Here is a 25875-nt window from a genome sequence, read left to right as displayed (position 1 = left end):
TTTTGTCTCCACCATAAGATAGCAGCACGGGTGCATTTTGAACATCAATTGGCTGGAACAGGCTTTTGAGCTTGTTCCAGCACACCTGGGTGAGAACTCTCGACTAAATTTATTCCTTGGGAACGAAATCAAGAGCAGCAGAATTCATGCAGTAACGCTGACCGGTTGGCCTGGGCCCATCGTTGAATACGTGGCCGAGATGAGCGTCACAAACAGCACACAGTACCTCAGTACGGCGCATGAACAAGGCATTATCCGCCTCATTCCTGACATTTTCTTCTTTAATGGGAGCGTAGAAACTCGGCCAACCGGTACCGGAATCGTATTTTGTTTCTGATTCAAATAGCTCAGTGCCGCAGCAAATACACTTATAAATTCCCGGCTTTTTGTTGTCGTGATATTCGCCGCTAAAAGCTCTTTCTGTTCCCTTTTTTCTGGTGACTTTGAACTGTTCTGGCGTTAGTTGCTGTTGCCATTCGGCATCGGTTTTCTTAACTTTGTCTGTCATGATTTAATGTTGTTGACTGTTGACTGTTGACTGTTGACTGTTGACTGTATATATAGCAACGACTAAGGTAGTTAGGACGTTATTAATTGCTAAAACCATTGATTTTATTGCATCTTCACATCTATCTTCTTCCTTCGGCTATAGCTAGTTAACTCATACCAATTTAATGGGTCGTTGCATAGAATCCGATCCCCCTAAATCCCCCTTAAGAAGGGGGACTTTGAGAAGAATCTTGTCCCCCCCTTATTAAGGGGGGTTAGGGGGGATCTGATTCGGGAGCCACCTCATAAAAAATTGGTATCATGCCTCCATTAATATTAACCTAATTGGCTCCAAATGAACATACCAGGGAAAAGGATTGTCTTTAATCGCCCGCCACTTTTCCTTGAAAACTTCAGCTTGCAAGTGATAATCTTGGGAATCGTGGGGAGGCGAGTGCAACTTGAGATATAATGTCACCCGGTGGGGAGTTTCCACGGTTGAGGCGATCCAACAAGCAAATGTATTTTCGCGATCGCGCGCGGCGCTAACAAAACTGATTTGATGAGCCCGAATTCCTACAGAAACTAGAGATTTGGGAATTGGTTCGGCGACAGTCAGATCGCAGCGCCAGTCGATCGCCTCCACGACAGTTTCGGAGATCGGTTTAGCAGCACAGAAGTTCTTACAGCCAGTCAACTGGGCGACGGTGAAGTTGCGCGGGCGATCGAAAATGTTCTGTTTGGTATCAAAGGCGATCGCACTTCCATCAGCCAAAACCAACAGATTCTCGCACACCCGGTAAACCTCCTCTAAATTGTGACTGACAAACAAAGTAATGCCTCGATAATTAGCCAAAGCCTGCATTAACTCCCGTTCCAGTTGACTCCGCAAGTGCGTGTCCAAAGCCGAAAACGGTTCGTCTAACAGCAGCAAATCTGGCGAACTCGCGATCGCCCTCGCCAAAGCCACCCGCTGCTGCTGGCCACCCGAAAGTTCCTGCGGATAGCGATTTTCAAGTCCCGACATTTGCACCGAAATTAATTGTTCTTTGACTCGAAGTTGTTGCTCGCTTGTAGATAAATGCTGCAAGCCAAAGGCAATATTTTCAGCCACAGTCAAGTGCGGAAACAAAGCATAGTTTTGAAACAAAAAACCGATACGGCGGTCTTTAGAAGGCACATTAATGCCCTCTACTGAGTCAAATAAAACCTTACCATTGACTGCAATTTTACCGCTAGTTGGAGTTTCCAAACCGGCGATGCAGCGCAGAGTCATGCTCTTGCCAGAACCCGACGCGCCCAAAATTCCCAGCACTTCCTGCCCGATATCGAAACCGACATTTAAGGCAAAGCCAGAAAGAGGTTTAAAGATGTTTAGAAAAAGTCCACTTTGCGATTGTTTTGTTGGGTATTTTGGGGTAAGATTTGGTGCATTTTTGGGAATATGAGATTGCCGTTTATATGGCAATCCTAAATAAGTTGTGGGATGGGCATCTTGCCCGTCCCATTTATATCCCAATCCTAAATGAGTTGTGGGATGGGCATCTTGCCCGTCCAGAATTGTGGGATGGGCATCTTGCCCGTCCCGAGGATAAGCCTGAACCAGTTTTGTGGCTGACTTAGGATTAGTATAGTGGGGATTTGGTTGGGGAGATTTTTTTTGTAAATCAGTCCAAAAATTAACAGCAGTGAGCATCGTCAAAGCCAGACTGAGCACAATCAAAACCCAAATAGCAGCTTGCCTCATATCCCCAGCTTCCACAGCAAAATAAATTGCCATCGGGATAGTTTGAGTTTGTCCGGGAATATTCCCAGCTAACATCAAAGTCGCGCCAAATTCACCCAAAGCGCGGGCAAATGCGAGAATAGTTCCTGCTAAAATTCCCGGCCAGGCTAGAGGTAGCATAATCCGCCAAAAAACTGTCCATTCGGAGGCGCCTAAAGTGCGGGCTGCGTTGAGAAGATTGGCATCAATTTGCTCAAAAGATCCCAAAGCAGTTTTGTACATCAGGGGAAATGATACGACTGTGGCTGTAATGACGGCGGCTTGCCAAGTGAAGAGGATTGTTAAGTCGAATTTTAGCAACAATTGACCGATCGCGCCATTTCTCCCAAACAGCAGCAGCAACAAGAATCCGACTACTGTGGGCGGCAAAACTAAGGGAGAGATGAAAATGCCTTCAATTAAGGCTTTACCTCGGATGCGAGTTGAAAGCATCCAGCGGGCGGCGGCGATTCCGAGAAAGAATGTAAGAAATGTGGCGATGGCGGATGCTTTTAGGGATATCCACAATGGAGATAAGTCGAATTCCATATTTGGGATTAATAAAACCGGGCGGTTGAAACCGCGTCTATACAGACAAAACCCACCTCCGTGGGTTGAAGAACAGGAGATTAAAATTATGTTATTTTATTCAGTCCGCGGAGGCGGACTTCGTTTGTGTAGACGCGGTTTCAACCGCCGTCTTAATCTTAGCTAATTAACGAGCTAAACCGAATCCATATTTCTGAAATACTATTTTAGCGCGATCGCCCGCCAAGAACTCAACAAACGTTTTTGCGGCAGCGGGATGGCGGCTGTTTCTGATAACTGCTAGGGGATAGACAATGGGCGAGTGCAAATTTGCGGCGGCCGTTAGCTGTACAGTTACTTTGTCGGATGTTTTGGCGTCAGTGGCGTAGACTATGCCAGCATGAACGTTTCCGCTTTCGACAAATGTCAGCACTTGGCGGACGTTATTTCCTAGCACTAATTTTGGCTTAATTTGCTGCCACAATCCTAGTTTAGTTAGCATTTCTTGGGCGTATTGTCCGACGGGGACGCTGTTGGGTTCGCCGATCGCAATTTTCTTGATTTTAACATCTGTCAACTGTTTAAAATCGGTCAAAACAGCGCTATTTTTGGGTGCAATCAATACCAGGCGATTTGTCAGGAGGTTTCGTCGTGTCTGGTTGAGGAGCAAATTAGCTTGCTGCAAAGCATCCATTTGTTTGGTAGCGGCGCTAAAAAATACATCTACTGGGGCTCCTTGCTGAATTTGCTGGGCTAGGGCGCCGGAAGCACCAAAATTATAGGTAATATTAACATTGGGATTGCTGCTTTGATATACTGTTTTGATTTCTGTTAAGGCTGGCGAAAGACTGATTGCAGCGGATACGGTTAAAGATGTGCGCTGCTGCGTTGTGGCTGGAGTGCAACTAATCAGTAGTGCGATCGCCACCATTCCTGCGATAATTAAATTGAGAATATGTGTATTTTTTGAGTTCATGGGAAATAGAAGACCCGGCGGTTGAAGACCCGGCGGTTGAAGACCCGGCGGTTGAAACCGCGTCGATACATACAAAACCCGCCTCCGCGGGTTGAAGAGCAAGCGGTTAAAATATGTTATCTTCTTCAGTCCGCGGAGGCGGACATTGTTTGTGTAGACGCGGTTTCAACCGCCGTCTATGTTTGTGTAGGAGCGGTTTCAACCGCCGTCTATGTTTGACTTTCTGGCGGTTTCAACCGCCGTCTATTCCCGCCATTTGAGGGCACAACCGATCGCCTCTGTACTCGAAGGTTCTATCGGTTGGTCATTCAGCAATTGGTCGATCGCACTTCGCAAATAAGAAAATTGCACCGCTTCTGAATTGTCGGCATTGTCGTCTATTAAACCTTTATAGCGCAATCTGCCGTCTTGGTCTAACAAAAAAACCTCCGGCGTATGAGAAGCCCCAAAACTTTCAGCCACATCTTGAGCCATATCTCGGATGTACGGGAAGTTGAGTTGATTGTTGGCTGCAAAAATTTTCATATTTTCAAAATTTTCGTCGGGATGCTGGTTGGCATCATTAGCATTAATCCCGATTAAAGTAACGTCTCTATCTTGAAAATCTGCTTGCAGTTGTTTGAGGCGATTGAGATACAACTGGACGCAGGGAGACTGATTGCACAAAAATATCACCGCTATCGCTCGAAATTTTTCTAAATATCGAGATAAATGGTGAACGTCTTCGTCAACTCCCGGAAGTTCAAAATCGGGAGCGTAGCCGTTAATGGGAGTACCTGTTGTTTCGCTGATTAAACTCATTTTTTCAGGATGTGAGGAGCAGTATTTTCTAAGATGAAAGATGAAAGGATCGGTGCGAATCTAATAGGTTATTTTTGGACTTTACCTTAATTATAGCCTGACTAACAGCCTATTTGAATTCGGACTTGGCGATTTATTCCTCGTCTTGCTTTAGCCAACCTTTCGCCAGAGCTTGATATCCAATCATTTTGTATGTTAGTTTGGCGGCGGTAAATTCTGAGACTACAGAATCTACAACAGGTGCTAGTTCCATGATGTCACAGCCGATGACTTCGTAGGACTCGAATAACCGGCGTAAAAATCCGGTGAGCGAATACCAATTTAACCCACCTGGTTCCGGCGTGCCAACTCCTGGTATTAATGTCGGATCGATGCCGTCTAGGTCGATCGTCAAAAATACTCGTTTGGTTGTTATGCTAGCAATTGCGCGATCGGCCCAATCCGGTTGATTAGCTATTTCCCGAGCTCGAAACACGTTTAGCTGTTTGGCTTTAATCAAGTCGGCTTCTTCTTTGCAGATAGCGCGAATCCCGATTTGCAGTGTCGGTAAGCCCATATCGACAACCCGCCGCATCACGCAGGCGTGGTTGTGAATCGAGCCTTCGTATTCGTGCCGCAAGTCGCCGTGGGCGTCTATTTGCACGACTGTGAAGGGTTCGTCGGGGTATCCTTGGCGGTAGCCTTCGACAACGCCGGCGGTGATGCTGTGTTCGCCTCCGAGGGAGATGACAAACTTATTTTCGGTAATTAGCTGGTGCACGGTTTGTTGCGTGACTTGCAGCATTTCTAGGGATGATACTGGTTGCTGGTTGCGGGTATCGGCGATCGGCAATGCGGTATAAATACCAACATCGTAGCAAACTTCGCGATCGAGTTCTTCGTCGTAGCATTCGAGCTGGTGAGAAGCTTCTAGCAGTTTAGCCGGCCCGTTTTCGCACCCCCGCCGATAGGTGGTTGTTGCTTCGTAGGGAATTGGTAAAATAACTACTTTGGCTGTGTCGTAGTCGGGTACAATTTCGGAACCGAGAAAGGGTACGACAGAAGTTGAGATGATCGTTGGCATAGGGGAAGTTTGAATAAGGCAAAAAATGCAGCATCTTTAATCCTGACATAATAGCGGCTCTAACTACAAAGGAAGGAGAAAGAGGATTTAACCGCAGAGGGCGCAGAGGGCGCAGAGGGAGGAGGGAAGGAAGGTTTGCGTATATTTCCGTGGTTGCCTCGAATTGCGATACGGTTGGTAGTAAGGACTTTAGTCCTTTGCACCCTTAAATTTTCACTTTTTTACCTATATGACTTCTTCTACGTTAACTGCTGCCCGGCCTCAAACCTGGATGTGGAAAGGCTTTCCGATTTGCTATCAGGCTGCGGGTTCCCAGGGCCCTGCGGTGGTGTTTGTCCATGGTTTCGGCGCGTCTTGGGGCCACTGGCGCAAGAATTTACCGGCGTTGGCTGCTGATTGTCGTTGTTTTGCGATCGATCTTATCGGTTTTGGCGGTTCTGCGAAACCCGCACCCAAGCTGGAGATTGATTATACTTTTGAGACTTGGGGACAGTTGATTGCTGATTTTTGTCGGGAAGTTGCGGGCGGGCCTGCTTTTTTGGTGGGAAATTCGATCGGCTGCGTAGCAATTATGCAAGCCGCTGTCGATTTTCCAGATATCGCCATTGGTGTAATTTTACTCAATTGTTCCCTGCGCTTGTTGCACGATCGCAAACGCGCCGAAATGCCTTGGTATCGCAGTTTTGGAGCGCCAATAGCACAAAAGATTTTAAATGTCAAATGGATTAGTCAATTATTTTTCAAACAATTAGCAACGCCGAATACAGTCAAAAAAGTGCTTTTGCAAGCCTATCACCGTCCCGAAGCTGTCAGCGACGAACTTGTAGAAATCTTGTTAAAACCAGCGCGAGACAACGGCGCAGTGGATGTATTTGTAGCATTTATCAGCTATTCTCAAGGCCCCTTACCGGAGGATTTGTTACCGCGTTTGAACTGTCCTGCTTTGATTATATGGGGCGCAAAAGACCCTTGGGAGCCGATCGCCCTCGGGCGAGAATTAGCCAAGTTTCCGGCTGTAGAAAAGTTTATTCCGCTGGAGGGCGTAGGCCATTGTCCCCAGGATGAAGCCCCGGAATTAGTGAATCCGATTTTACTCGAATGGATTAAACAATTGACAGTTGACAGTTGATAGTTGACAGTTGAAGTTTCTACTCGTTACCAGGCTGGAGCCTGGTAATGCTGATGGGGATAGCAATAGTATTGCTAAAATTTCATCTATTAATATTTTAGTCAACCTCAATACCGCAACATCTTAACAATGAGTCCCAAAATAAGGGTTTTAGCTCATGTTCTTGAAACGCTTGAGGCGAAATGTAGTTAAGATTGGTTAAATAATATACAAACGAGTCAGAATTTTTATCATCATCTTCTCGCTCAATGTGATAACGTATGGTGCAACATTTTAGCGTATTAGGAAGATAGTTTTTTTTAGGATCGATCAAATAATACTTACCATCTTCTTCCCATGTACAGTGCATTGCTTTTAGGCGTATTAAATATTTAGTGATTTGCTTTTTAGTACCCACCAACGGAAAACTTGCTAAAGGGACTGTCAGTAATTTATCCATATTTATGACTTTTCTCCTTCAATACTTCGGACAGTTAAGCGTATCGCGAGTAAGCCCTGGCATTTTTAATGATTTTTTGAAACGAGCGGGCGAGACTTAAAGATTGAAAAAATAGTCATCCCTATAGCCATCAAGGGTTTGAGATACTAGATTAGATCTAAAACTGTCCTTCGTATTGCTCCTTTGACTTTATCAAATTTTGCAATTGCAATTTTAACATACAGGCAATCAGGAAAAAAGAGTCATTGTGAAAATTGTCAATAGTTCTCAGGATATTTCTTTGAGCGAGGGCGATCGTATTTTTGAGCGCTTCCATCGCGGCTACTTCACTCAGATCCAAAAAATAGCAGGATCGGGATTGAGACTAAGCCTAGCATGGGAAATCGCAAGGGCCCACGGTGGCGATATTCAACTAGATACTGCTATCCTCGGTCAAACAGCGTTTATACTGAGCTTACCTGTGGGCGATCGCTATTAACGGAACTTGAAAATTTTTAAGAAGACTTATCTGGAAATACATCTGCGTTTATCTGCGTTTATCTGCGGTTTCGGGAGCGATAGAAGATTTATACAATAAGTCTAAGGGTTAAGGATATTGTCCCTTCTCGCTCGTGCGATCGAGCCTGTTTTGCAGCCTCTGGTACGAGCATTCCATCCAGTTGACGAGCTAAACATCTCTCCAGTAGTTTACCCAGTGCTGTCATTGTACCAGATCTGCCTGATAAAGGCTATACTCGATTTCTTACCAATTACTTGCATTTTTATTAATTTCTCAGTTATCAATAAAACTTTTCGGTATGGACAACTTGAGCATCGACACTAAAACCCGCACCGTCAAGCTAGCTTCCGAGTGCATAGACCTAAACAAAGAAGAGTATATCGTGCTGCTGCTGTTGAGCAAACACTACGGCAAATATGTCGCACCGACAGCGATTTTTAATGTGTTGTACAAGCGTCCCCCAACAGGTGACGAAGAGAAAATAATAGTCGATCGCATTTTTGAACTCAAGAGAAAGTTAAAAGACAACGGCGACACATCCATGCTAATTCATACCGAACCAAACGGGAGTGGCAAATATGGAATTCTCGCAGTAGAAAGTCCCGTGCAAATCAACGGCGAGATTTTGCAGCCGCCGGAACCCAACCCAGAATCAGAACAACTTTTAAACAATCGGTACCGGGTAATTGAGAAGTTGGGAGAAGGAGGTTTTGGCTTAACATTGTTGGCCGAAGACACGCAAATGCCTTCGCACCGGTGTTGCGTCATTAAGCAGCTTAAGCCGCAGACAAATAATCCTGATATCGATCAAAGTGTTCGAGAGCGTTTCTCTCAAGAAGCTGCTGTTTTGGAAAAGTTGGGCGAAGGGCATTCTCAAATCCCCAAACTTTACGGGCACTTTGAGGAAAACGGTTTATTTTTCTTGGCGCTGGAATGGATAGACGGGGAAACGCTTAACAACCGAGTCAAAGTTGTTGGAAGAATGAACGAGGAGGAAGTTAAAAAAATCCTGACAAGTCTGCTAATAGTTTTGGATTATATACACGAAAAACAGATTATCCACCGAGATATTAAACCCCAAAATATTATATTACGCAAGTCTGACGACGAACCAGTTTTGATAGATTTCGGCGTAGTTAAGGAAACAATTAATCAAGGGATGACTGCTGGGTTAAATGATGTAACAATCTCCATTGGAACGCCCCAATTTATGGCTCCGGAACAAGCCGCTGGGAGACCCGAATATTCGAGCGATTTATACAGTTTGGGATTGACGGCAATTTATTTACTAACTGGAAAGTGGCCCCAGGATTTAGAAACTGACCCCCAAACTCGGGAGATGCTTTGGCAGAATCATTCATCAAAGGTGAGTGTGAGATTTGCCGCAGTTCTGGATAAAGCGATTAGATTTCACCCCCGAAGTCGGTTCGCTAATGCTAAGGAAATGTTAGCAGCTTTGGAGGAGCCAACAGTGGCTACTTTGGCGAGCAGTCACGAGCAAGATAACTCTCAAAAAAGCAGTAACAAAAGCTGGCTTATTTATGTATTTTTGATATTTTTAATTGCTTTAGGTGCGGGTGCTTTTGTCTTCAAAAAAGAGTTGATAAGTATCCTCAAAGATGCTGTACACTTAGCTGAGAGAAGTCTGAATCCTAGCGATTCTCAATTGCCCTCTTTGCCTGGGGTGACACCGGAAAATGCCGAAACTTCCTCGCCTGTAGATGCCAGCAGTTACATCAGTGCGGGCGATCGCATTTTGTTCGCTAGCACGGCAAATCCTGACAAGCAAGCAGGAGTTCGCGCGATCGCCAGCGGTGACTTCAAAACGGCGGTAAGTCAGCTAGAAGCGGCTGTAAAAGTCGATCGCACAGACGCGGAAACTTTAATTTATCTCAATAACGCTCGACTCGGTACTGCACAAGCTTTGAAAATTGCCGCAGTAGTTCCGATTGGCGACAATCTCAGCGGGGCGGCGGAAATATTGCGCGGGATAGCTCAAGCTCAAGACGAAGCAATTAAGGCGGGAGTGCCTTTAAAGGTAGTAATTGCTGATGACGGTAATGATGAAAATCGGGCGAAGGCTATTGCACAGAGTCTGATTGCAGATAGCAGTATTTTAGCGGTTGTCGGTCACGGAACCAGCAAAACTTCGATCGCAGTTGCTCCAATTTACAGTCAAAATCAAATGGTGGCGATCGCACCTACGAGCACGAGCATTCAATTAGCAACGGTTCCGAGGCGCCCTGACGGCGTGAACTATTTCTTTCGGACGATACCGAGCGACCAATTTACAGGTACGGCTTTAGCTCGCTATATGTTAACTGGCATGAAAAAAAGCACGGCTGCGGTTTTTTACAATTCCAAAAGTTCTTATAGCAAGTCGCTGCAAACAGCTTTTTCTACTACTTTGATTCTGGAAGGCGGTCAAGTTGTTAAAGAAGTAGATTTATCTGAGCCAAATTCGGCGACGCACATCGATGGGATGGAAGCAGATGTGTTAGTTTTCCTACCAGATTCAGATACTGTAAATTCATTCCTGGAAATCGCTAAAAATAATCAAAAAGGTTTGCCAATAATTGGCGGTGATGCTCTATACAATACGGATTTATTGAAACAGGGTGGAGCAGCTTTGAACGGGGCTATAATTTCTGTACCTTGGCATTTTGCTGATAGTAAAAATCAAAAATTTGTAGAATTAGCTAGAAATTTGTGGGGAATTGATGTTAGCTGGCGGACGGCGATGAGTTACGATGCGGTGCAGGTGTTGCGGATGGGAAGGTCGATCGGCAAAATTGCTCCGAATAGCGGTCAAGCGGGGCGAGTGATGCTGGCTAAAGCCTTAGCTGCTGAGGATTTCAAAGTTAGCGGTGCAACGGGGGAAATTAGATTTTTGTCGAGTGGCGATCGCAATAGCAAAGTAGTTCTTTTGCAAATTGTACCCGATTCTAAATCTGGTGCAGGTTACGATTTTGCGCCAGTCGATCGGTAGATTGCAGATTTTAGCTTACTCCCGGCATTTAGAGCGGATGTTGCTAGAAGAGGTGCTTAGGGATGTGGAGAGGGGTAGAGGCGATCGCTCCCTACTCCATCATAGACCAATACGGTTTACTTAACGCTTTTGATGAATTTCATCTGACGATTTTTGGATTATAAAGAGGTGAAGTAGATATTAAGAATATTTTACCGCAGAGAACACAGAGAACACAGAGAGGGGAGGGATAAAAGGTTTTTTTACGACATCCAAAACCCTCGCAATACTCTTCCCTCTGCGCCAAAAGCGCCCCAATACGGTTCAAAACTCTTCTCTTGATGGAGTGGATTGTATTGCAATACGGTTTACTTAATGCTTTTGATGAATTTCATCTGACGATTTTCTGGCAATATAGCCATTTTGGGCAAGTCAGATTTTTCTTAAGTAAACCCTACTCCATCATAGACCTGTTTAGGATTAATGCTCTTGCCGATAAGTACAGCAAAATACCATTACAAAGATGCCAAAGAAAATGAGTGCCCGTTGAAAAGTAAGGACAAATTGCGCGATCGACAGTTCGGAATAAAAGGGCTAACAAGAATACCCCCGATGCTGCTAATAGAACAAATGGCTCACGCTTTTGCTGTTGGTAGTGATATAGTCCAAGCCCTAGTAATACTAAAAAAGTAGGAGCATAAGAAAGAGAACCGTTGAGTACATTTGTAAATTGATTGCTGAAGTTGCTTGCAAATAAAAATCCTACTAGCAATCCTCCTGCATATCCATATTTCATTCTAACTACTTGACGGCTATATAACCATAAAAAAACAAGCTGAAAGAGCACAATAGGAATCATATCTAGCAATCCTGCCCATTCTGTCGCAAATGTATGAAATAGGGTACTTTCAATACCTATACTGGTGGCTAAAGTAATCAATATCCAAATACCAGTCGGTACTTTTTGCTGTTGCCGAGTCAATTGAAAAATAGCCCATGCTGCAATGAGGAAAGAAATATTAGATACAGCATTTAGTGGTTCACTCCATAAACCAGGAATAATACGTTCGCAGTAAAGATCGATGTAATCATTCATGTCATGTCACTGTTTTGAGAGTATAATAGACCTGTTCCATAATTCTTGTGGGAAGTAGGGATTAGGCGGAACGCCTGCCCTTGAGTGGCTCTTTAGGAGATGTCTAATTCAGACTACAGTACAATCGTTAAATTGAACAAAAAACCTGTCTCAAATTTAATGAATTCTCCATTTTATCCCGATCGCCGTTTTTTCAAATACCGAGTAGCCTTGCTAATAAGCATTGCTGTGATTATCCCTTTAGGTTACGCAGTCAGGTTTTCTCGCGGCCCTGCACCGGAATGGTTCAACGATTTTTTCGGGGCCGTAGCTTATGAAATATTTTGGATTTTGCTAACAGTTTTTTTGTGGCCGCAAGCTTCCCTCGTTTGGGTTGCTATAGGAGTGTGTATTGCTATCTGCGGATTGGAGTTTCTGCAACTGTGGCAACCTCCGTTTTTACAAGCAGCTAGAGCTACTTTACCGGGACGATTGGTATTGGGAAACTCCTTTACTTGGTGGGATTTTCCGTCTTATTTTATCGGTAGTTTTTTGGGTTGGGTGTGGGTGCGGTGGCTGAGGCGATCGAACCATTGTCAATAAGCCTTTCATAAACGGGCAAGATGCCCGTTCCACAATAAAATCTAATTTTTGTGGAACAGGCATCTTGCCTGTTGCTGATATTAGTGCAAAAATATCTCCGTTTAAAAAGACTTAAAGCCCTCCGCCAGACTGAGTTTTTTTACTCAACCAATCCTTACCCAATCTGATTGTCACATCCGACTGCAAAGAACCGGTACTCTCAACCAGCACCTCTCCAAAACCCAAAGACTGGCGAATCGCTTGAGCACTTTTAATGTCCCCGTCTTGAGCTACAATCGTCGTTAGGTCTAGCGGTTCAGACCAAGCTTTAGAAACTTGCACATTCCGATAGCCTGCCCGAGTTAAAGTCCTGACAAAATCTTCAACCGCCGATCGATCGCCCGTACTGTCTTGAATCGCCACCTTCAGAAAAGTCGAATCAGCATTCTCGATTGTCCAAGTATTTTGACCGAAGTCAAAATGCTTTGCCACCAGAGTTTCGATGCCATTTTGGTCTGGCAACCAAAAACTTGCCTTGTAGTCCTTAGGATCGCTGAATTTGCCCGGAACCATCAACATCTGCACTCCAGCGCGATCGGTTTGAGTAGCAAAACCAGCCAAAGCCACCAATTCTTCTATACTCAAATTAGTATCAAGGTGAGACTGAATCACCGATAAAATCTTCGGCAACCGAGAGAGCAAACCAACATTAACTTGCTCTTCCACAAAAGCCCGCATCAACAATTGCTGGCGCTGTACCCGCCCGATATCCCCTAAATCGTCATGTCGGTAAAGCAAATAGTGTACGATTTGTTCGCCATTCAGACGTTGTTTGCCAGCCTTTAAATCTATATATAAATGCTGACTTTCATCGGTATACTTCATGTCTTTAGGGACATTAATCGTAATCCCGCCCAGGGCATCTACCAAACTTTTGATGCCTTGAATATTGACTGTGACATAGCGATCGATTCCCACGCCGCCCAGCAGTCCGCTCACTGACTTCGCTGAAGAAGCAGGGCCGCCGTAGTAATTAGCTTCGTTGATTTTCACGACACCCCTACCTTCGACATAGGTGCGGGTGTCTCGCGGAATGGAAAGCACGCTTATTTTTTTATTTTGAGGGTCAAACCTCACCAACAGCATAGTATCGGTTAACCCCTTAAAAGAGTTTTGCCAGACATCGTATCCCTTGTCTTTATCGGGATGGCCTTCGAGGTCTGAACTCAGAACCTTAAGTCCTAGAACTAAAATATTAACTGGGCGAGTCAGCTCCGGCATCTTCATGTTGAGCTTTGCCATGTCGCCTTGAGAAAACACCGCCGCTTCTTCAGGGCTCAACTTTTGTTGCTGAAGCGGCGTTGTGGAAAGGGAGACGGCTAGCAGCGCTCCGGCTGTGGCTGAGAGCATGGCTACTCCAGCCAAACCAAAACCAAAACCCAGCCAACGGCCTCGATGCGGTTGGTGCGATTTTTTGGTTGAAGGTTGAGCGGTTGATTGTTTGATAGGGTCTTGATTAGGAGTTTTTTGAGCTGGCACTGGCTTCCTCACACACAACAAAAATAAAAAAGATCGTGACAATATGTAGTATCAAGCTGAAAACGCAGTCAATCAATACGGTAGGGGCTTAAAAGAACCCTAAATTATGATAAATGTTTGCCGACCACTTGCTCGGCTACGCGGCTAATTCCGGGCAACCATAGCGGTTGACGCTTCCAGAGGCGAACCATCAGTCCCAGGGCAACGATAAAATAGCTAGTTGTCAGCAGGCTACTCATTAATAACATGGTAAGTGTCGAAGATTCCGCAGAAATCGCTCCAGCTTCTAAAAGAATATGTCCTAAGAGCCAGCTAAATGCAAGGGCAATTGCCAATCGGCTGACGGCTTTGCGCTCGGGGCTGCCCTGACGGCGGTAAAGATTCCACAGGGCGGGGAAAAAGCCGATGACTGGGATCATTAGTACAAACAGACTTGCCCGATCGAGTTCGGGATTGTCTAAGGGATCTTTATTTTTCATAATTCGCTACTGAAAATTTGTAGAAGGTCTAGTTTTGCACACAAGTTATTTGTTAGAGGCAAAATTTATATCCTAAACCAAAATTCGGAGAGCAGGGCAGGTTTTGCACAAAGATTGTCTCTTAGAGGCAAAATTTGGCCGCTAAACCTGCCTTTACCTATTATTGACAACTTTTCGACCTGGAGAGCCGCATTTTGATAAACTGGATACAGCACAGGAGACAGGAGAACAGACTTAGCCATGACCAAATCCCAAAAATCGATCGTTATTTCTCCATCAATATTATCAGCCGATTTTAGCCGTCTTGGAGAAGAGATTCAGGCTGTCGATCGCGCTGGCGCCGACTGGATTCACGTAGATGTGATGGACGGTCGCTTTGTACCTAATATTACGATCGGGCCGCTGATTGTCGAAGCAATTCGCCCGGTTACTACCAAGCCCCTGGATGTCCACCTGATGATTGTGGAGCCGGAGAAGTACGTGGAGGACTTCGCTAAGGCTGGTGCTGACATTATTTCGGTGCACGCCGAACACAATGCTTCGCCTCACTTGCACCGCACCCTGGGTCAAATTCGGGAATTGGGCAAAATGGCTGGTGTGGTTTTGAATCCTTCGACACCGCTGGAGTTGATCGAGCACGTGCTGGAACTTTGCGATTTGGTGCTGATTATGAGCGTCAACCCGGGCTTTGGCGGTCAAAGTTTTATTCCGACTGTTGTGCCGAAAATCCGCAAGTTGCGCCAAATGTGCGACGAGAGAGGTCTCGATCCTTGGATTGAGGTGGATGGTGGTTTGAAGGTGGATAATACTTGGCAGGTGTTGGAAGCGGGCGCAAATGCGATCGTAGCTGGTTCTGCGGTATTTAAGGCGAAGGATTATGCTGGTGCGATCGAGGGTATCCGCAACAGCAAGCGTCCGACTCCACAGTTGGCGGCTGTTTAATTGAAAATGCGATCGCGTCCGATAAATTGCTAATAGACTTTTCCGAAAATTATCGCTTCACAGGCATCTGTGAAGCGATAATTATTTGAGATATTTAAACGTCTGTTGATGTCGAATATTGAGCCGACATTATCAGTCCTAAAAGTATCAAGATCTAAGCCGCAACGTCAGGTTAACGGTATCCTTCACAAAGCCAGGAACTAGCCAACTAAAAAGCGATCGTTTAATCTCTTTAATAACCTCCGCATCCGTCACCGTCGCAGGGTAAGCGCACGTTATTTTCTAAAGATCCGATAGAGATCGAACACGACAAGACATTGTAATTTATACACTTTCCCTGTTTGCCAAAGTCTGTCATAACTTTAAAAAAATGGTATTATCACTCATATTTTTAACTTTGAGAGCAATTTTATTTGAAAAAGTGTTTAAAGAATTACTACCTCATTTTCGACAAAAATGGTTGATGAGAAAATCGAGACCATTACCAGATAGCGTACAATTTGCCTTAAAAAACTTTGAAAATATCTGGATAGCTGACGGCTCAACATTAGAAGCATTATTTCGTAAACTAGAAAGTTTATCAGATTTTCCAATTGGTCAATTATCCGGAAAAATGGGAGTAATCGTAGACCTAGTAACTCATCTTCCCGAAGAAATTTGTTTTTGGGAAAATCCGAAACAAGCAGATACTCATGTTCGAGGAAGATTTCCTAAAAACAGTTAAGCCAAAAATCTTGCTGTATGGTAGGAGGCTTCTATCATTTCGCTTTTTGGAAAAAATTAATCGAGCAAGAAATTGGATTTATTACTCGGATTAAGAAAGGTGCATCTTATCAGGTCGAGCGGGTATTAACCAATACTTATGATGTCAAAAACCAGATAATTTAGATAGGTGCAGGGACAAAAAAACACCAGCCTTGACTATAAGACAATACGGTTAACTTAAGACAGCCCTGGGGGTAAAACCCTATGAAAAATAGATACTGCGTAGCCGCGTGCCTGCCCGTTGGCGAAGCCGCCCTGAAAGGGCTAGGGCTTATGCTTCGTTCCTCTCTTCGGACAATTTTAAGTAAACCGTATTGGACTATAAGATTAGTACAAGTTCGCTCAAAGAAATCCTGGCGTTCTTATCTAACAAGTGTCCGAGAACCTAAAATATTACCCCCCCTATGTAGTGGCAGATTTGTATCAAAGACGCTGGCGAATTGAAGATATCTTTTGTACAGTAAAGAGACTTTTAAATTTAAGTTATTTATGGACAGGTTTGCTCAACGGAATCCAGATTTAAATCTGGGCTAGTTGGCTATTTTATGCGATTTTGATAGACTTAGGGGATGCCGTTGACCTCTCAACGTACCTTCTACAGTTGCTTCTAAAACAAAACCGTTTTATTGGCTCTACAACCCCTATTCATTTTGTTTGCTCCTGAATATAATTTGAATTAAGCCGATCGCACTTTTAGCACTCCCCGGTCAAAAACCCGCTTGTCAGTACCGATCGCACTGACAAACATCCGGTCTTCATAGACATCAAACGTCGCAAAACTCAGGCGGCTAGCAGAAAACTCCGTCCACTCAGAACGCCCCACCGGACGAGTCCCTCCGCCAGCACCGCAAATTAAATAAGTCGTACCGTCAATCGAGCGGGTGCGTTCGTAACTGTGTTCGTGTCCGTTGATATAAAGCTGCACGCCGTATTTTTGAAACAAAGGCGTCAAAGTCTTAATAAAAGGTTGATTCAATCCATACACGCCAGAGGAATAAATCTGGTGGTGACCGAACACAACTTTCCAGGGTGCAGTGCTTTGGCTTAACTCTTTCTCCAGCCAAACAAGCTGATTTTTCCAGTCAGCATTGTCATTGGTATCTAATGCAAAAAACTGTACCGGATCGCGCCGAAAAGTATAGTAGCGACCTTGCATATTAAAACCCGGATATTTAACTTGCGGGTCGCCGTTAGCAGTGCGAATGTCGTGATTTCCCAAACAAGCATAAAATTTAACGCCTTGCTGCAATAACGGCTGATAAGGCTTCTTAAAAACAGCATTAATTTTTTCAATTTCGCCGTTATTGTAGATATTGTCGCCGGCGAGAACAGCTATGTTAAAAGGATTTTCCCGGTGATATTGCGCCATCGCCTCAGCCACAGCATACTGACCTTCAGCGCCGGTACCGGTGTCGGCCAGCGAAATAAAGCGTAAAATAGGCGGTGAGGCCGGCAATGGGACGATCGCCCTTTGGGCCTCAAGGTTAGAAGGCACAGCAGCATTGGCGTCTTTACCCCAGGAAGTCCGAAGCTGAAGCATTTTCGAGACTCCGGCCAAACCTAGGGCGCTCAGACTGCCTAAAATTAGAAAGTGACGGCGTTTGATGCTCATGAGAAATTTGGGTAGAACTAATGAAATGATAAATTAAGGATGAGATGGCTCACCTAAAATTTATCCTGTTTAGATATATTTGTAACGCTCCAAGGCAGATAAAATGTCAGAAGAACCACTAAACCAACCAACTCCAGAACCGTTTGAATCTCCGACACCGGAGGTAGATTCCCCAGCAAAGTCGGCCGCGACTCGCACCACAGCTAAAAATGCTAGCAGTTCTGTTCCCACAAATGAGAAAATCAAAGCTTTGATGACCTCGATTGGGAATTTGGGAAAAGGGGGAAAAAAATTAGCAGCAGAACCTCCTTTGCAGCCCCAAAAGCCCGCACCAACTGCTTCCAACTCAGCAACAACTCCTCCTCCGCCTGCGAAAGTTAACAGCGTTCCCCCGCCAAAAGCTGGGGTAAAATTCGCTAAAAAGCCTGTATCTAAACCCGCGGGCGGCAGTTTTTTAGGGAAAGTCGGCGTACTTTGGCAAAGTATTGTGCGGTTAGTTCGATCGTTCCTACCTGCATCTGCGAACGCCAAGCTGTCCGATCCAATTTTAAACGCCTCCTTAGCTGCAATTCTCATCGTTGCGATCGGTTTAACTTTCAACAGTTTCTCGGCAAAACCGCCCCAGAAATTAGCAAAAGCGCCTATCCCAGCAGCACAGCTATCCCCAACCTTTGACGATTTTGTGGCGCCGGGAACAGCGAAATCCCCAGAGGCGATCGCAAATTCTCAGCCTACACCCGCTAAATTTAAAAGCAAATTGCCCGATTTAGCAGCGCCGAAAAAACCGGAACCTGTAGAAATTCTCCCGCCGCCGCCACTGACGCCGGAACAGTCGCTGATTGCGGCGATTCAAAATCAAGTTGCTGAAATTACTAATCGACTGGGCGGCGGTTTAGTTAAGTCTGTTGATGCTGATTTCTCGATCGGTCTTTTGACTGTCAAAGTCGCTGAAGATTGGTACAAACTCAGCGATGTAGAGCAAAATCAGCTCGCCAGTCAAATGTGGAAAGAAGCTAACTCACTGGATTTCAGCAAATTACAAATTGCAAATCTGGAAGGTAAGTTAATAGCGAGAAGTCCGGTTGTTGGCTCGGAGATGATTATTTTAGAAAGAGGAATTAATAAAGTTTAAATTCGGGAGCATCTCCTTTTTACAAATCTATTCGTAGGGGCGAAGCATTTCGGCAGTAAATCTCTGATTCTGGTTCATAAATTATGTGCCGAAATGCTTCGCCCTTGCCACAATGAGATGCACCGTTAAATTCTCTGTATCTGCAAACAGTCAGATCCGTCTGAAAGTCCAGGACGCAGCATCAAATTAGCTAGGTTTGTAGTGAGGACTTCAGTCCTCATCAAATGAGAGAGGACTGAAGTCCTCACTACGAACCTTAAAAAGTTGATTTACACCAGAGATTAAATTAATTAACTTTGATGGAAATTGAAAAATGACAATTTTAACTCAAGTCCAACAAGTAGAAATTAAATATCCCAGCAGCGACCCAGATGCGATCGCTGAAAGCGACATCGCGCGCGATCGCATGACTTATGCTGTAGAAGCTGCGAACCTTTACTTTCAAGGGCGATCGGATGTTTACGTGTCAGCTAATTCTTTCATTTATGATTAAGAAAGGAACAACATTGTTCCGTAATTTCAAGGCAGTAAATTTGAGTAGGCCTTCCATGCGAGCATACAACAATTTAAGTATTATTACTGAGTAAAGTACATTACTTTGATAAAGAATCTGTAAACTTTTAACAATTAAATCACAATTTATCAGTAAAACAAACTAACAAGCGCAGCAAGTTTCACATATTCGCTGGTATTAAGTTGTTGCGGACACTGCCAGTTTTTCAGTACCCGACTGAAAATATCAGTAATTTCCGTGATTGACTGCCAGCCGGAAATACGGGAACATTATTCTCAATAAAACTTTGGAAACTAAATAAAAATCAAGGACTAAAAACTCGATCGAATCCGAATCCACACATTCCTCTTGAACGAAGTGTGAAGCGCATCAATTAGTTAGTTTGAAACTACCACAATCCAACAGATCACTCGCATCTACCGAAATCAAACATGAAACCTTTTCAAGATTCACCTTTTAACACTCAAGATCCGTTTCAGAATTTCCTCACCCCAGAATTCGAGATTGATACCAAAAACTTACTCAATAGTCAAGCTTACGCCAACACCATCCCAGAACAAACACTCGCTTCACTTCCAGCCAATGAGAACAATAGCGCTGAAGTTGCCAGCTTTTCTAACTCCCTTAGTTTGAGTCAGAGCTTCGCCTACACCGATTTTACCCCCCCCCGAAAAAAATAGAGTACTGGATGCTCTGACTGGGGAACTTATCGCTGAAAGGGATCTCGACTACTCAGACAAAGATATTTTAATCGGCGAAAGACGCGCATCCCTACTCGCACCAACAGCTTCAAATCCTAAAAAACCTCCCATCATCCAAAACGCCGAACTTAAGTTTACAGACAGCAACAATCAACCTTTTCCCAACAATCAACCCGTTCTCTTCATCACGGCTACCAATGTATTAGTTGATAACTTTGGCGACCCGCTAGGCAGCAGATTCAGCGACTTAACCGTAAAATTTTTAGTCGGCAAACAAGCTTACGAAGCAACAGTTTTGACAGACAAAAGTCGCAAATTAGAAAACAATCAATTTGAAATCGCCGTTCAAGTTCCCAACACCGTACCGTTAGGTGAATCCCGCATCGTCATCAGCCGCAAGCAAAACGAAAAAGTTAGCCCAAATCCCTTAGAAACAGCAAAAGAAGTTAAATACGATAGCAGTCCTTACCGAATAGAAAACAATACAGAATACATCTTTGCCGCGCAGTGGACAGCAGACAAAGTTGCAATTATTAACGGTGCAAATCCCAAATCAGTCGTCGCAGCTACTAATAGCAGCAAACTGTTAATTGATAGCGTTTCTGTGGGGACGGACGGTATAGTCGATCGACCGCGAGAACTAACACTCACCAGTGACGGTAGCCGTGCTTATGTAGTGATGGATCGTTCAGGGCGCGTTGCTGTAGTCGATCCGATGACGCGGCAACAGATTGACACTCAGCCGAATACCGCTGGTATCAACTCGATAAATTTGCCGAGTGGTGCAGAAGGTCGATCGATAGTCATAGACCCCCGCGACCAATACGCCTACATCGCTGACGGAAAAATCGGCAGCAACTCCATCTACGTTCTCGACATCAACCCGTTTTCACCAACTTATCACCAAGTCACCCAAACCATCCCAGTCGGTACAGCACCAAGCGGTTTGCGGCAAATAGCCATTAGCAGCGACGGCAAAAAGCTGTTGGTTACCGCACCAAACGGCTCGAACAGCAACATTTACGCTGTTAACATCGACCCCAAAGACCGACCCAGCGACCCCAGTCAGAACCCTAAAAAGTGGAATCAATTAATCGGAAATATCACAGCCGATGAAGGGTTAGAAGGATTAGCTGCTACGGTCGATCCGCTGAAAATGACATTTACAAACAGCGGCAAAGATAGCAAAGGATTTGGGGTACTGGATATTACAAATAATAACCCGGTAAGTTTTGCTGCTACTACTCGCTATGCAAGTTTAGGGCTGGGTTCAACTTTTGATTACTTCGATGTGAATGAGGGAGTTTCGGTAACAGTTTTACCGGATGCGAGTTATGCGTTTGTTGTGGGTCGGAATGCGGATACGAAATTTTTCGGTCAGGAAATACCCAGCATAGATGGAGACCCGCGGGCCGGTAGCAATATCGGCATTATCAAAAACCCGCTGACGAATCCGCAATTAGTAGCAGCAACTCGACCCATTCCAGATGGATTCGCTACAGACTTAGCGCTGTCAAGTGATAGCAAGTTTCTTTACGCTTCCTATCCAAATTTAAGCGGTGCGAATGGCAAAGTTTATGTTTTTGATGTGGAGGAATTTGTCAAAACGCTGACCAACCCCAGTCAATTCCAAGTAGATAATAAAGGTCGGGGTGTTGGGCTGCCGTTGTTTAACAGCGCTACGGCACGAAATGCTACAATTGCTGACTTGGCGGCAATTCCAATTGACAATATTAATCCAGCGGTTAGTATTGCTGCTGATTTTCAGATTCTGACTGATGCGAACAATCAATATACTTACGGCGTACCGCCGGGAAGTAAGAAAGCTCCCGTTTCTGTGACTAACCCTCGCGGTTTGGCGGCGACACCGCTAGATTGGCTGGATTTGAAAGAGCCGATAGGTACTAGCAAGAGTTCAGAAAATCCCCTTAACCCAAAGTTCCAATGGAGTTTTGACAGTCCACCGAATCAGGACATTACAGAAGTTAATCTCTTCGTCAGCCTGTTTGACGAAGGTGAGGGACTTTTGCCGTGGGATAAAGTAGTTGATTTACCAGATCCTAACGGTAACAAATTTCTCTCCGACCAAGGATTGAGCAAACCCCAGCAGTTAGGTTTACTGACAAAACCTTGGAACACATCTTCTTACCACGGTCAAGAAAACGATTTCAATCCCAACCGCATTTTAACTGCGACTTGGCAGAAAGATAGCACCAATATCGGCAAGTGGACTTTCGATGGCGGTAAAACATTTACTCAGGGAACCAATACCAGCTTTACACTTCCTCCCAGTCTCAAACTGACTGCCGGCCAGAAGTATAATTGGGCAGTTGAAGCTTGGAATAAAGAAGGAAAACGCAACGAGGAGTTTGGTAATTTCTGGACGCCGCTACCGCCAGCCCTCAACGGTGACAATACCTTCAGCAGCGTCACCGTGCTGACCCACGGCTTTAAACCTCCATTTTTGGATAAGCCGGGAATTCCTTCAGAGTTTTACCAAATGGGTAATAGCATTGCCAATGCAGGTATCGACGGCGGCGGTTTGATGATGAAGTACGACCTGCCTACTGGTAACTGGGTTCCTGTCAACAAAAATGGTGCAGTTTCCCCAGACTTCCAAGCAGGTTTGAATCCCAAAACCGACCCAAACTATCTCACTAAGCTGGGAAGTTATATAGCTCCATACCTTGCCCAAAAACAACCGTTAGTCCTACTGAATAACTGGTCAGAAAATAATGAATCGGCAGTTCCTGATTCAGGCTTCACAGAAGCAGCAGCAGATGCTTTCTTTACTTCCCTCGTGCAATTGGATGGAGTGCTGAAGAATAAAACCAGCCCTACCAAACAAGGTGCAGTTTTCAATTCACCGCTGCACTTTGTTGGTTTCAGTCGGGGTACAGTTGTTAACAGCGAAATTATTCAGCGTTTGGGAACTTATTTTCCTGATGCTGGCGGCAAACCCAACTCTGGTACTCGCGACCTTCAGATGACAACTTTAGACCCCCATGATTTCAACCAACCGTCGCTAAATGTGGTGACCAAAAATTTCGGTGATTTCCGCGAACCGAAAGTTCAGGTGTGGAAAAATGTTACTTTTGCGGACAATTACTATCAGACAGTCCCGAATTTATTGAGCGGTACACTTACGCCTGCCGGTCGCAATATTCCGAATCTACCGTCTACTGAGAAGGGAACAGCCCCAGGACTTAAGTTTCCGCGAGAAGGTTGGAGGTCAGAAAATCCCGATCCTAATGGTAAGCTATTAGGAGAACCGGATTTGTCGGTTTTCTTGGGAACTAATAAAAATAACCCAGGTTACAATAACAGCCGTGCTGGGTTTACGACAGATCCTATACCGGGAGATGTACACGGACGTGTTGTGAGTTGGTACGGAGGAACATCCGACTTGCTTCCAACTAACTTTCCGTCCGATCAAAACTTAGAAGTTAATCCTGTATTTCGTCGGCGAGGCGATGGATATCGGGAACGGTTGTTCGATAAAGACTTTTCATTTAGCAATAGTGTTTTGACAGGCCCGGCTCGCGTTAGCCCTTGGTATACGCCGGAAAGCAAATTCCAACACGGTGCAGATGCTGCTCCTTGGGAAGGGATTGGTACGGGCTGGTTTTATTCGGCTATGGGTGGCGGTTACAGTTCGCGCCCTAAAACAAATGTAGAGCGTATCCCGGTTGATTTTGACAATACTTATGATGCCAGGATGCGAGGAGATGCGGCAGTTCCTACTTTGTTTAATGGGAATTTTGATGCTGTTTTCGATCCGAAGGGAGTGACTCGAACTCCTTTGTCTAAGGGTCTACCTGGGTGGTCGTTCCACAACGGTCAATCCGATCCAAATATTGATTTAGTTCAAAGTTTGGAAGACGTAAAACTTATCCAAGGGAACAGCGAACCAAACTATGCCTTTAAGTTAGAAACCAGCAAGGTGAAGGAAATTGTTCACAATCGGTTTGTTGTACCCGATTGGGGCGCTCTTCGATTTGATCTGCACGCACCAAAGATTGCCAATAGCTCTAATGCCAAATCTAAAGGTACGCTTGATGTTACTATTCGACCATCAGATCCATCAATTCCAGCGTTTTCTCAAACAATAACTCTTCAAAAAGCTGAAAATAACACGGATAGTAATAAAGCTCCGGCTAGTTACCTAACAGATAAATACAAAGTAGATTACGGGATAGAAGGCTTTGAATCTTTCAATGTTGACGTACCAGAAAGATTGCGCGGTCAGTCGGCAACTGTTGAATTCAAGCTCGAAGCATCTATTCCTGTCTATCTGGATAATGTCTTTTTCCAAAGCGAGTCGCTGAGGTTTAGCAATCCAACTACAGCAAGAACTGACCTACTGACTAATAATACCTATCAAAATAACTATTTGATAGAGAAGCCACAGTACACTGTTTCCTATAATGGCAAAAAAAATACACCTAACTGGGTTAGTTGGGTTCTGGATGGCTCATGGCCAGGAAATATTAAAAGTAAAGACAGACCTGATGAGTTTGCGGTAGACCCCGACTTAAATAGTTCCTTTTACAAGGTTGCTCATAAAGACTATGAGTTCGATAGTCAAATTGATTATACTAAGAGGGACGACTATGAGCCATTTAAGCTTGAAAAGCCAGCTATCTTCTGGCCAGTACGGGGACACATGAGTGCTTCTAACGACCGAAATAGAAGCACAAAGGATATGTATGCTAGTTTCTTAACTACGAATATTGTTCCTCAAGATTCCAAGGGAAATGAAGGGGCTTGGCGCGGTTTGGAAAAGAAACTACAGGATTTGGCGCGTCTTAAAAATGAACAAAAACAGCCAACACCTTATAAGTTCTATATCTCTTCTGGTGTGTACGGTGCTGGTGGTGGAGAGTTAACAAAATATTCTACTCCTCCTACTGTGACAGTTTTAAATGAAAGAGGAAGAGTTGTGGAAGCTCCACTTAAGGATAATCCCAATTCTTTTAAAAATTTCAAAACAGCGGACGGCACTCGAACGATAACAGTTCCTAGTGCTCTCTGGAAAGTTGTGCTGGGATTCAAGCCAAATTCAACATCTGATAAGCCAGATTATTACTTTGCTTTTTGGATGCCGAACAATTCCTATGAAATTCAGAAGAGCCTAGATTACACGACAAAAGATGCCAAGGGAAATATTATCGTCAAAAATAATACCTTGGGCTGGGAAGAGCGTTTAATTCCCATTGGCAAGCTAGAAGAAAGACTTAATGCAGATTTAGAAAAATCTGGTGACTCATTTAGATATGACTTTCTTTCTCAGATTAAAGATCCTAACAGCAAGGACAAAATGAAAAAAATCATATCCCTTCTCCCCTAAAGACCTGGTTAAACTAACTTCCTCTTTTGCTGAGGGTAGGTAATTAGTTGATATAGCGCGTCTAAATCATTTGTATAGATATGTAGGGGCGATGCCAAGAGTGCCTGCCCTAAAAATCACGGGATCACTACGAAACAATTGCCCCTACAAAGATTATACAACTGATTTAGACGTACTTTGGTAGCGACGAATTAGTCTTCACTATTCCAAATAGTGCCATCGGGCATGATAGTATCTTTAAAGTAAACGTCTGTGAAAACAACCGTTCCAGGTTGGTAATTGTTAACTTCACTTATTTTAAATTCAGTGCCAAAGAAGTTAGCTCTCGTCAAGTCACACTTAGAAAAACCCACCCCATTTTGAAACTTAGCATCCCTAAAATCACTATCAATTAAGTCACAAAAACCAAACCCGGTGTCAATCATTTTGGCTCCACTAAATTTGCATCTACTCAAATTAGTTAGGTGAAAACCAGTTTCCTGTAAGTCACTTCTGCTGAAATTTGCCCCAGTCAAATCCGCTCTGCG

The 25875-nt window shown here is 44.4% G+C and carries 22 protein-coding genes and 1 pseudogene; 11 read left to right on the top strand and 12 right to left on the bottom strand.

What is annotated here, in order from left to right; translation table 11 throughout:
* Positions 1 to 109 precede the first annotated feature (109 nt).
* From msrB to speB, 5 genes are all read right to left on the bottom strand, one after another.
* A complete protein-coding gene (gene msrB / locus JGK22_RS23935) occupies positions 110 to 508 on the bottom strand; it encodes a peptide-methionine (R)-S-oxide reductase MsrB (protein ID WP_293198222.1) in 399 nt (132 codons plus the stop codon).
* Positions 509 to 808: 300 nt separating this feature from the next.
* Positions 809 to 2803, bottom strand: coding sequence for a molybdate ABC transporter permease subunit (gene modB, locus JGK22_RS23930; protein WP_293225176.1), 1995 nt, complete (start codon positions 2801 to 2803; stop codon positions 809 to 811).
* Positions 2804 to 2969: 166 nt separating this feature from the next.
* Positions 2970 to 3758 (bottom strand): molybdate ABC transporter substrate-binding protein, encoded by a 789-nt coding sequence (gene modA, locus JGK22_RS23925; protein ID WP_366026492.1) that lies wholly within the window; start codon positions 3756 to 3758, stop codon positions 2970 to 2972.
* Between the two features lie 243 nt (positions 3759 to 4001).
* Positions 4002 to 4559 (bottom strand): thioredoxin family protein, encoded by a 558-nt coding sequence (locus JGK22_RS23920; RefSeq protein WP_293175514.1) that lies wholly within the window; start codon positions 4557 to 4559, stop codon positions 4002 to 4004.
* Between the two features lie 133 nt (positions 4560 to 4692).
* Positions 4693 to 5622: an agmatinase gene (gene speB, locus JGK22_RS23915; RefSeq protein ID WP_293175516.1), complete on the bottom strand. Its 930-nt coding sequence runs from the start codon at positions 5620 to 5622 to the stop codon at positions 4693 to 4695.
* A 229-nt stretch (positions 5623 to 5851) separates the two neighbouring features.
* On the opposite strand from speB, the gene JGK22_RS23910 reads away from it, so the two are divergent.
* The gene (locus JGK22_RS23910) at positions 5852 to 6751 is read left to right on the top strand and encodes an alpha/beta fold hydrolase (protein ID WP_293207531.1); all 900 of its coding nucleotides are present in this window, start codon (positions 5852 to 5854) and stop codon (positions 6749 to 6751) included.
* Positions 6752 to 6848: 97 nt separating this feature from the next.
* On the opposite strand, the gene JGK22_RS23905 is transcribed toward JGK22_RS23910, so the two are convergent.
* Positions 6849 to 7190: a hypothetical protein gene (locus JGK22_RS23905; protein ID WP_293175520.1), complete on the bottom strand. Its 342-nt coding sequence runs from the start codon at positions 7188 to 7190 to the stop codon at positions 6849 to 6851.
* 244 nt (positions 7191 to 7434) lie between these two features.
* Between JGK22_RS23905 and JGK22_RS23900 the strand changes: the two genes are divergently transcribed.
* Entirely contained in the window at positions 7435 to 7668 is a 234-nt protein-coding gene (locus tag JGK22_RS23900) for an ATP-binding protein (protein ID WP_325315812.1), read from the top strand.
* 88 nt (positions 7669 to 7756) lie between these two features.
* On the opposite strand, the gene JGK22_RS23895 is transcribed toward JGK22_RS23900, so the two are convergent.
* Positions 7757 to 7894 carry a hypothetical protein gene (locus JGK22_RS23895; protein WP_293175524.1) on the bottom strand — a complete coding sequence of 46 codons (138 nt, stop codon included), beginning with the start codon at positions 7892 to 7894 and terminating at the stop codon, positions 7757 to 7759.
* A 93-nt stretch (positions 7895 to 7987) separates the two neighbouring features.
* Here JGK22_RS23895 and JGK22_RS23890 point away from each other — a divergent pair, with 93 nt between their 5' ends.
* Positions 7988 to 10678 (top strand): ABC transporter substrate-binding protein, encoded by a 2691-nt coding sequence (locus tag JGK22_RS23890; protein WP_293313908.1) that lies wholly within the window; start codon positions 7988 to 7990, stop codon positions 10676 to 10678.
* A gap of 433 nt (positions 10679 to 11111) precedes the next feature.
* Here the strand turns inward: JGK22_RS23890 and JGK22_RS23885 are convergent, their stop codons facing one another.
* A complete protein-coding gene (locus tag JGK22_RS23885; protein ID WP_293313905.1) occupies positions 11112 to 11753 on the bottom strand; it encodes a ceramidase domain-containing protein in 642 nt (213 codons plus the stop codon).
* Between the two features lie 159 nt (positions 11754 to 11912).
* On the opposite strand from JGK22_RS23885, the gene JGK22_RS23880 reads away from it, so the two are divergent.
* Positions 11913 to 12335: a DUF2809 domain-containing protein gene (locus JGK22_RS23880; protein ID WP_293175530.1), complete on the top strand. Its 423-nt coding sequence runs from the start codon at positions 11913 to 11915 to the stop codon at positions 12333 to 12335.
* A 111-nt stretch (positions 12336 to 12446) separates the two neighbouring features.
* Here JGK22_RS23880 and JGK22_RS23875 read toward each other — a convergent pair whose 3' ends face one another.
* Complete coding sequence (locus JGK22_RS23875; protein ID WP_293191565.1) at positions 12447 to 13853, bottom strand: LCP family protein; 1407 nt, start codon at positions 13851 to 13853, stop codon at positions 12447 to 12449.
* Between the two features lie 104 nt (positions 13854 to 13957).
* On the bottom strand, positions 13958 to 14332 hold the full coding sequence (locus tag JGK22_RS23870) for a hypothetical protein (RefSeq protein WP_293156757.1): 375 nt from the start codon (positions 14330 to 14332) through the stop codon (positions 13958 to 13960).
* A 240-nt stretch (positions 14333 to 14572) separates the two neighbouring features.
* On the opposite strand from JGK22_RS23870, the gene rpe reads away from it, so the two are divergent.
* From rpe to JGK22_RS23855, 3 genes and pseudogenes are all read left to right on the top strand, one after another.
* The gene (gene rpe / locus JGK22_RS23865; protein WP_293175534.1) at positions 14573 to 15274 is read left to right on the top strand and encodes a ribulose-phosphate 3-epimerase; all 702 of its coding nucleotides are present in this window, start codon (positions 14573 to 14575) and stop codon (positions 15272 to 15274) included.
* Between the two features lie 370 nt (positions 15275 to 15644).
* Positions 15645 to 15998 carry a hypothetical protein gene (locus JGK22_RS23860; protein WP_293191563.1) on the top strand — a complete coding sequence of 118 codons (354 nt, stop codon included), beginning with the start codon at positions 15645 to 15647 and terminating at the stop codon, positions 15996 to 15998.
* Positions 15999 to 16351: 353 nt separating this feature from the next.
* Positions 16352 to 16559 (top strand): annotated as a pseudogene (locus tag JGK22_RS23855) (transposase); the annotation flags it as partial.
* Positions 16560 to 16715: 156 nt separating this feature from the next.
* On the opposite strand, the gene JGK22_RS23850 reads toward JGK22_RS23855, so the two are convergent.
* Positions 16716 to 17651: a metallophosphoesterase gene (locus JGK22_RS23850; protein WP_293175538.1), complete on the bottom strand. Its 936-nt coding sequence runs from the start codon at positions 17649 to 17651 to the stop codon at positions 16716 to 16718.
* 103 nt (positions 17652 to 17754) lie between these two features.
* Between JGK22_RS23850 and JGK22_RS23845 the strand changes: the two genes are divergently transcribed.
* The 4 genes from JGK22_RS23845 to JGK22_RS23830 all read left to right on the top strand — a co-directional run bounded on the left by JGK22_RS23845 (position 17755) and on the right by JGK22_RS23830 (position 25348).
* A complete protein-coding gene (locus JGK22_RS23845; RefSeq protein WP_293219536.1) occupies positions 17755 to 18783 on the top strand; it encodes a hypothetical protein in 1029 nt (342 codons plus the stop codon).
* 313 nt (positions 18784 to 19096) lie between these two features.
* Entirely contained in the window at positions 19097 to 19276 is a 180-nt protein-coding gene (locus tag JGK22_RS23840; RefSeq protein ID WP_293313902.1) for a hypothetical protein, read from the top strand.
* A 452-nt stretch (positions 19277 to 19728) separates the two neighbouring features.
* Positions 19729 to 19977: a hypothetical protein gene (locus JGK22_RS23835; RefSeq protein ID WP_293313900.1), complete on the top strand. Its 249-nt coding sequence runs from the start codon at positions 19729 to 19731 to the stop codon at positions 19975 to 19977.
* Between the two features lie 316 nt (positions 19978 to 20293).
* Positions 20294 to 25348 (top strand): DNA/RNA non-specific endonuclease, encoded by a 5055-nt coding sequence (locus JGK22_RS23830; protein ID WP_293313897.1) that lies wholly within the window; start codon positions 20294 to 20296, stop codon positions 25346 to 25348.
* Between the two features lie 191 nt (positions 25349 to 25539).
* On the opposite strand, the gene JGK22_RS23825 is transcribed toward JGK22_RS23830, so the two are convergent.
* Positions 25540 to 25875: pentapeptide repeat-containing protein (locus JGK22_RS23825; protein WP_293207539.1), on the bottom strand; the 336-nt coding region annotated here is incomplete at its 5' end.

Origin of the sequence: Microcoleus sp. PH2017_08_TRC_O_A, assembly GCF_020738665.1 — a bacterium.
In the GTDB taxonomy this organism is placed as follows: Bacteria; Cyanobacteriota; Cyanobacteriia; order Cyanobacteriales; family Microcoleaceae; genus Microcoleus.
Note: the sequence above shows the minus strand (reverse complement) of the source record. Positions and strands in the feature narration are given on the sequence as shown.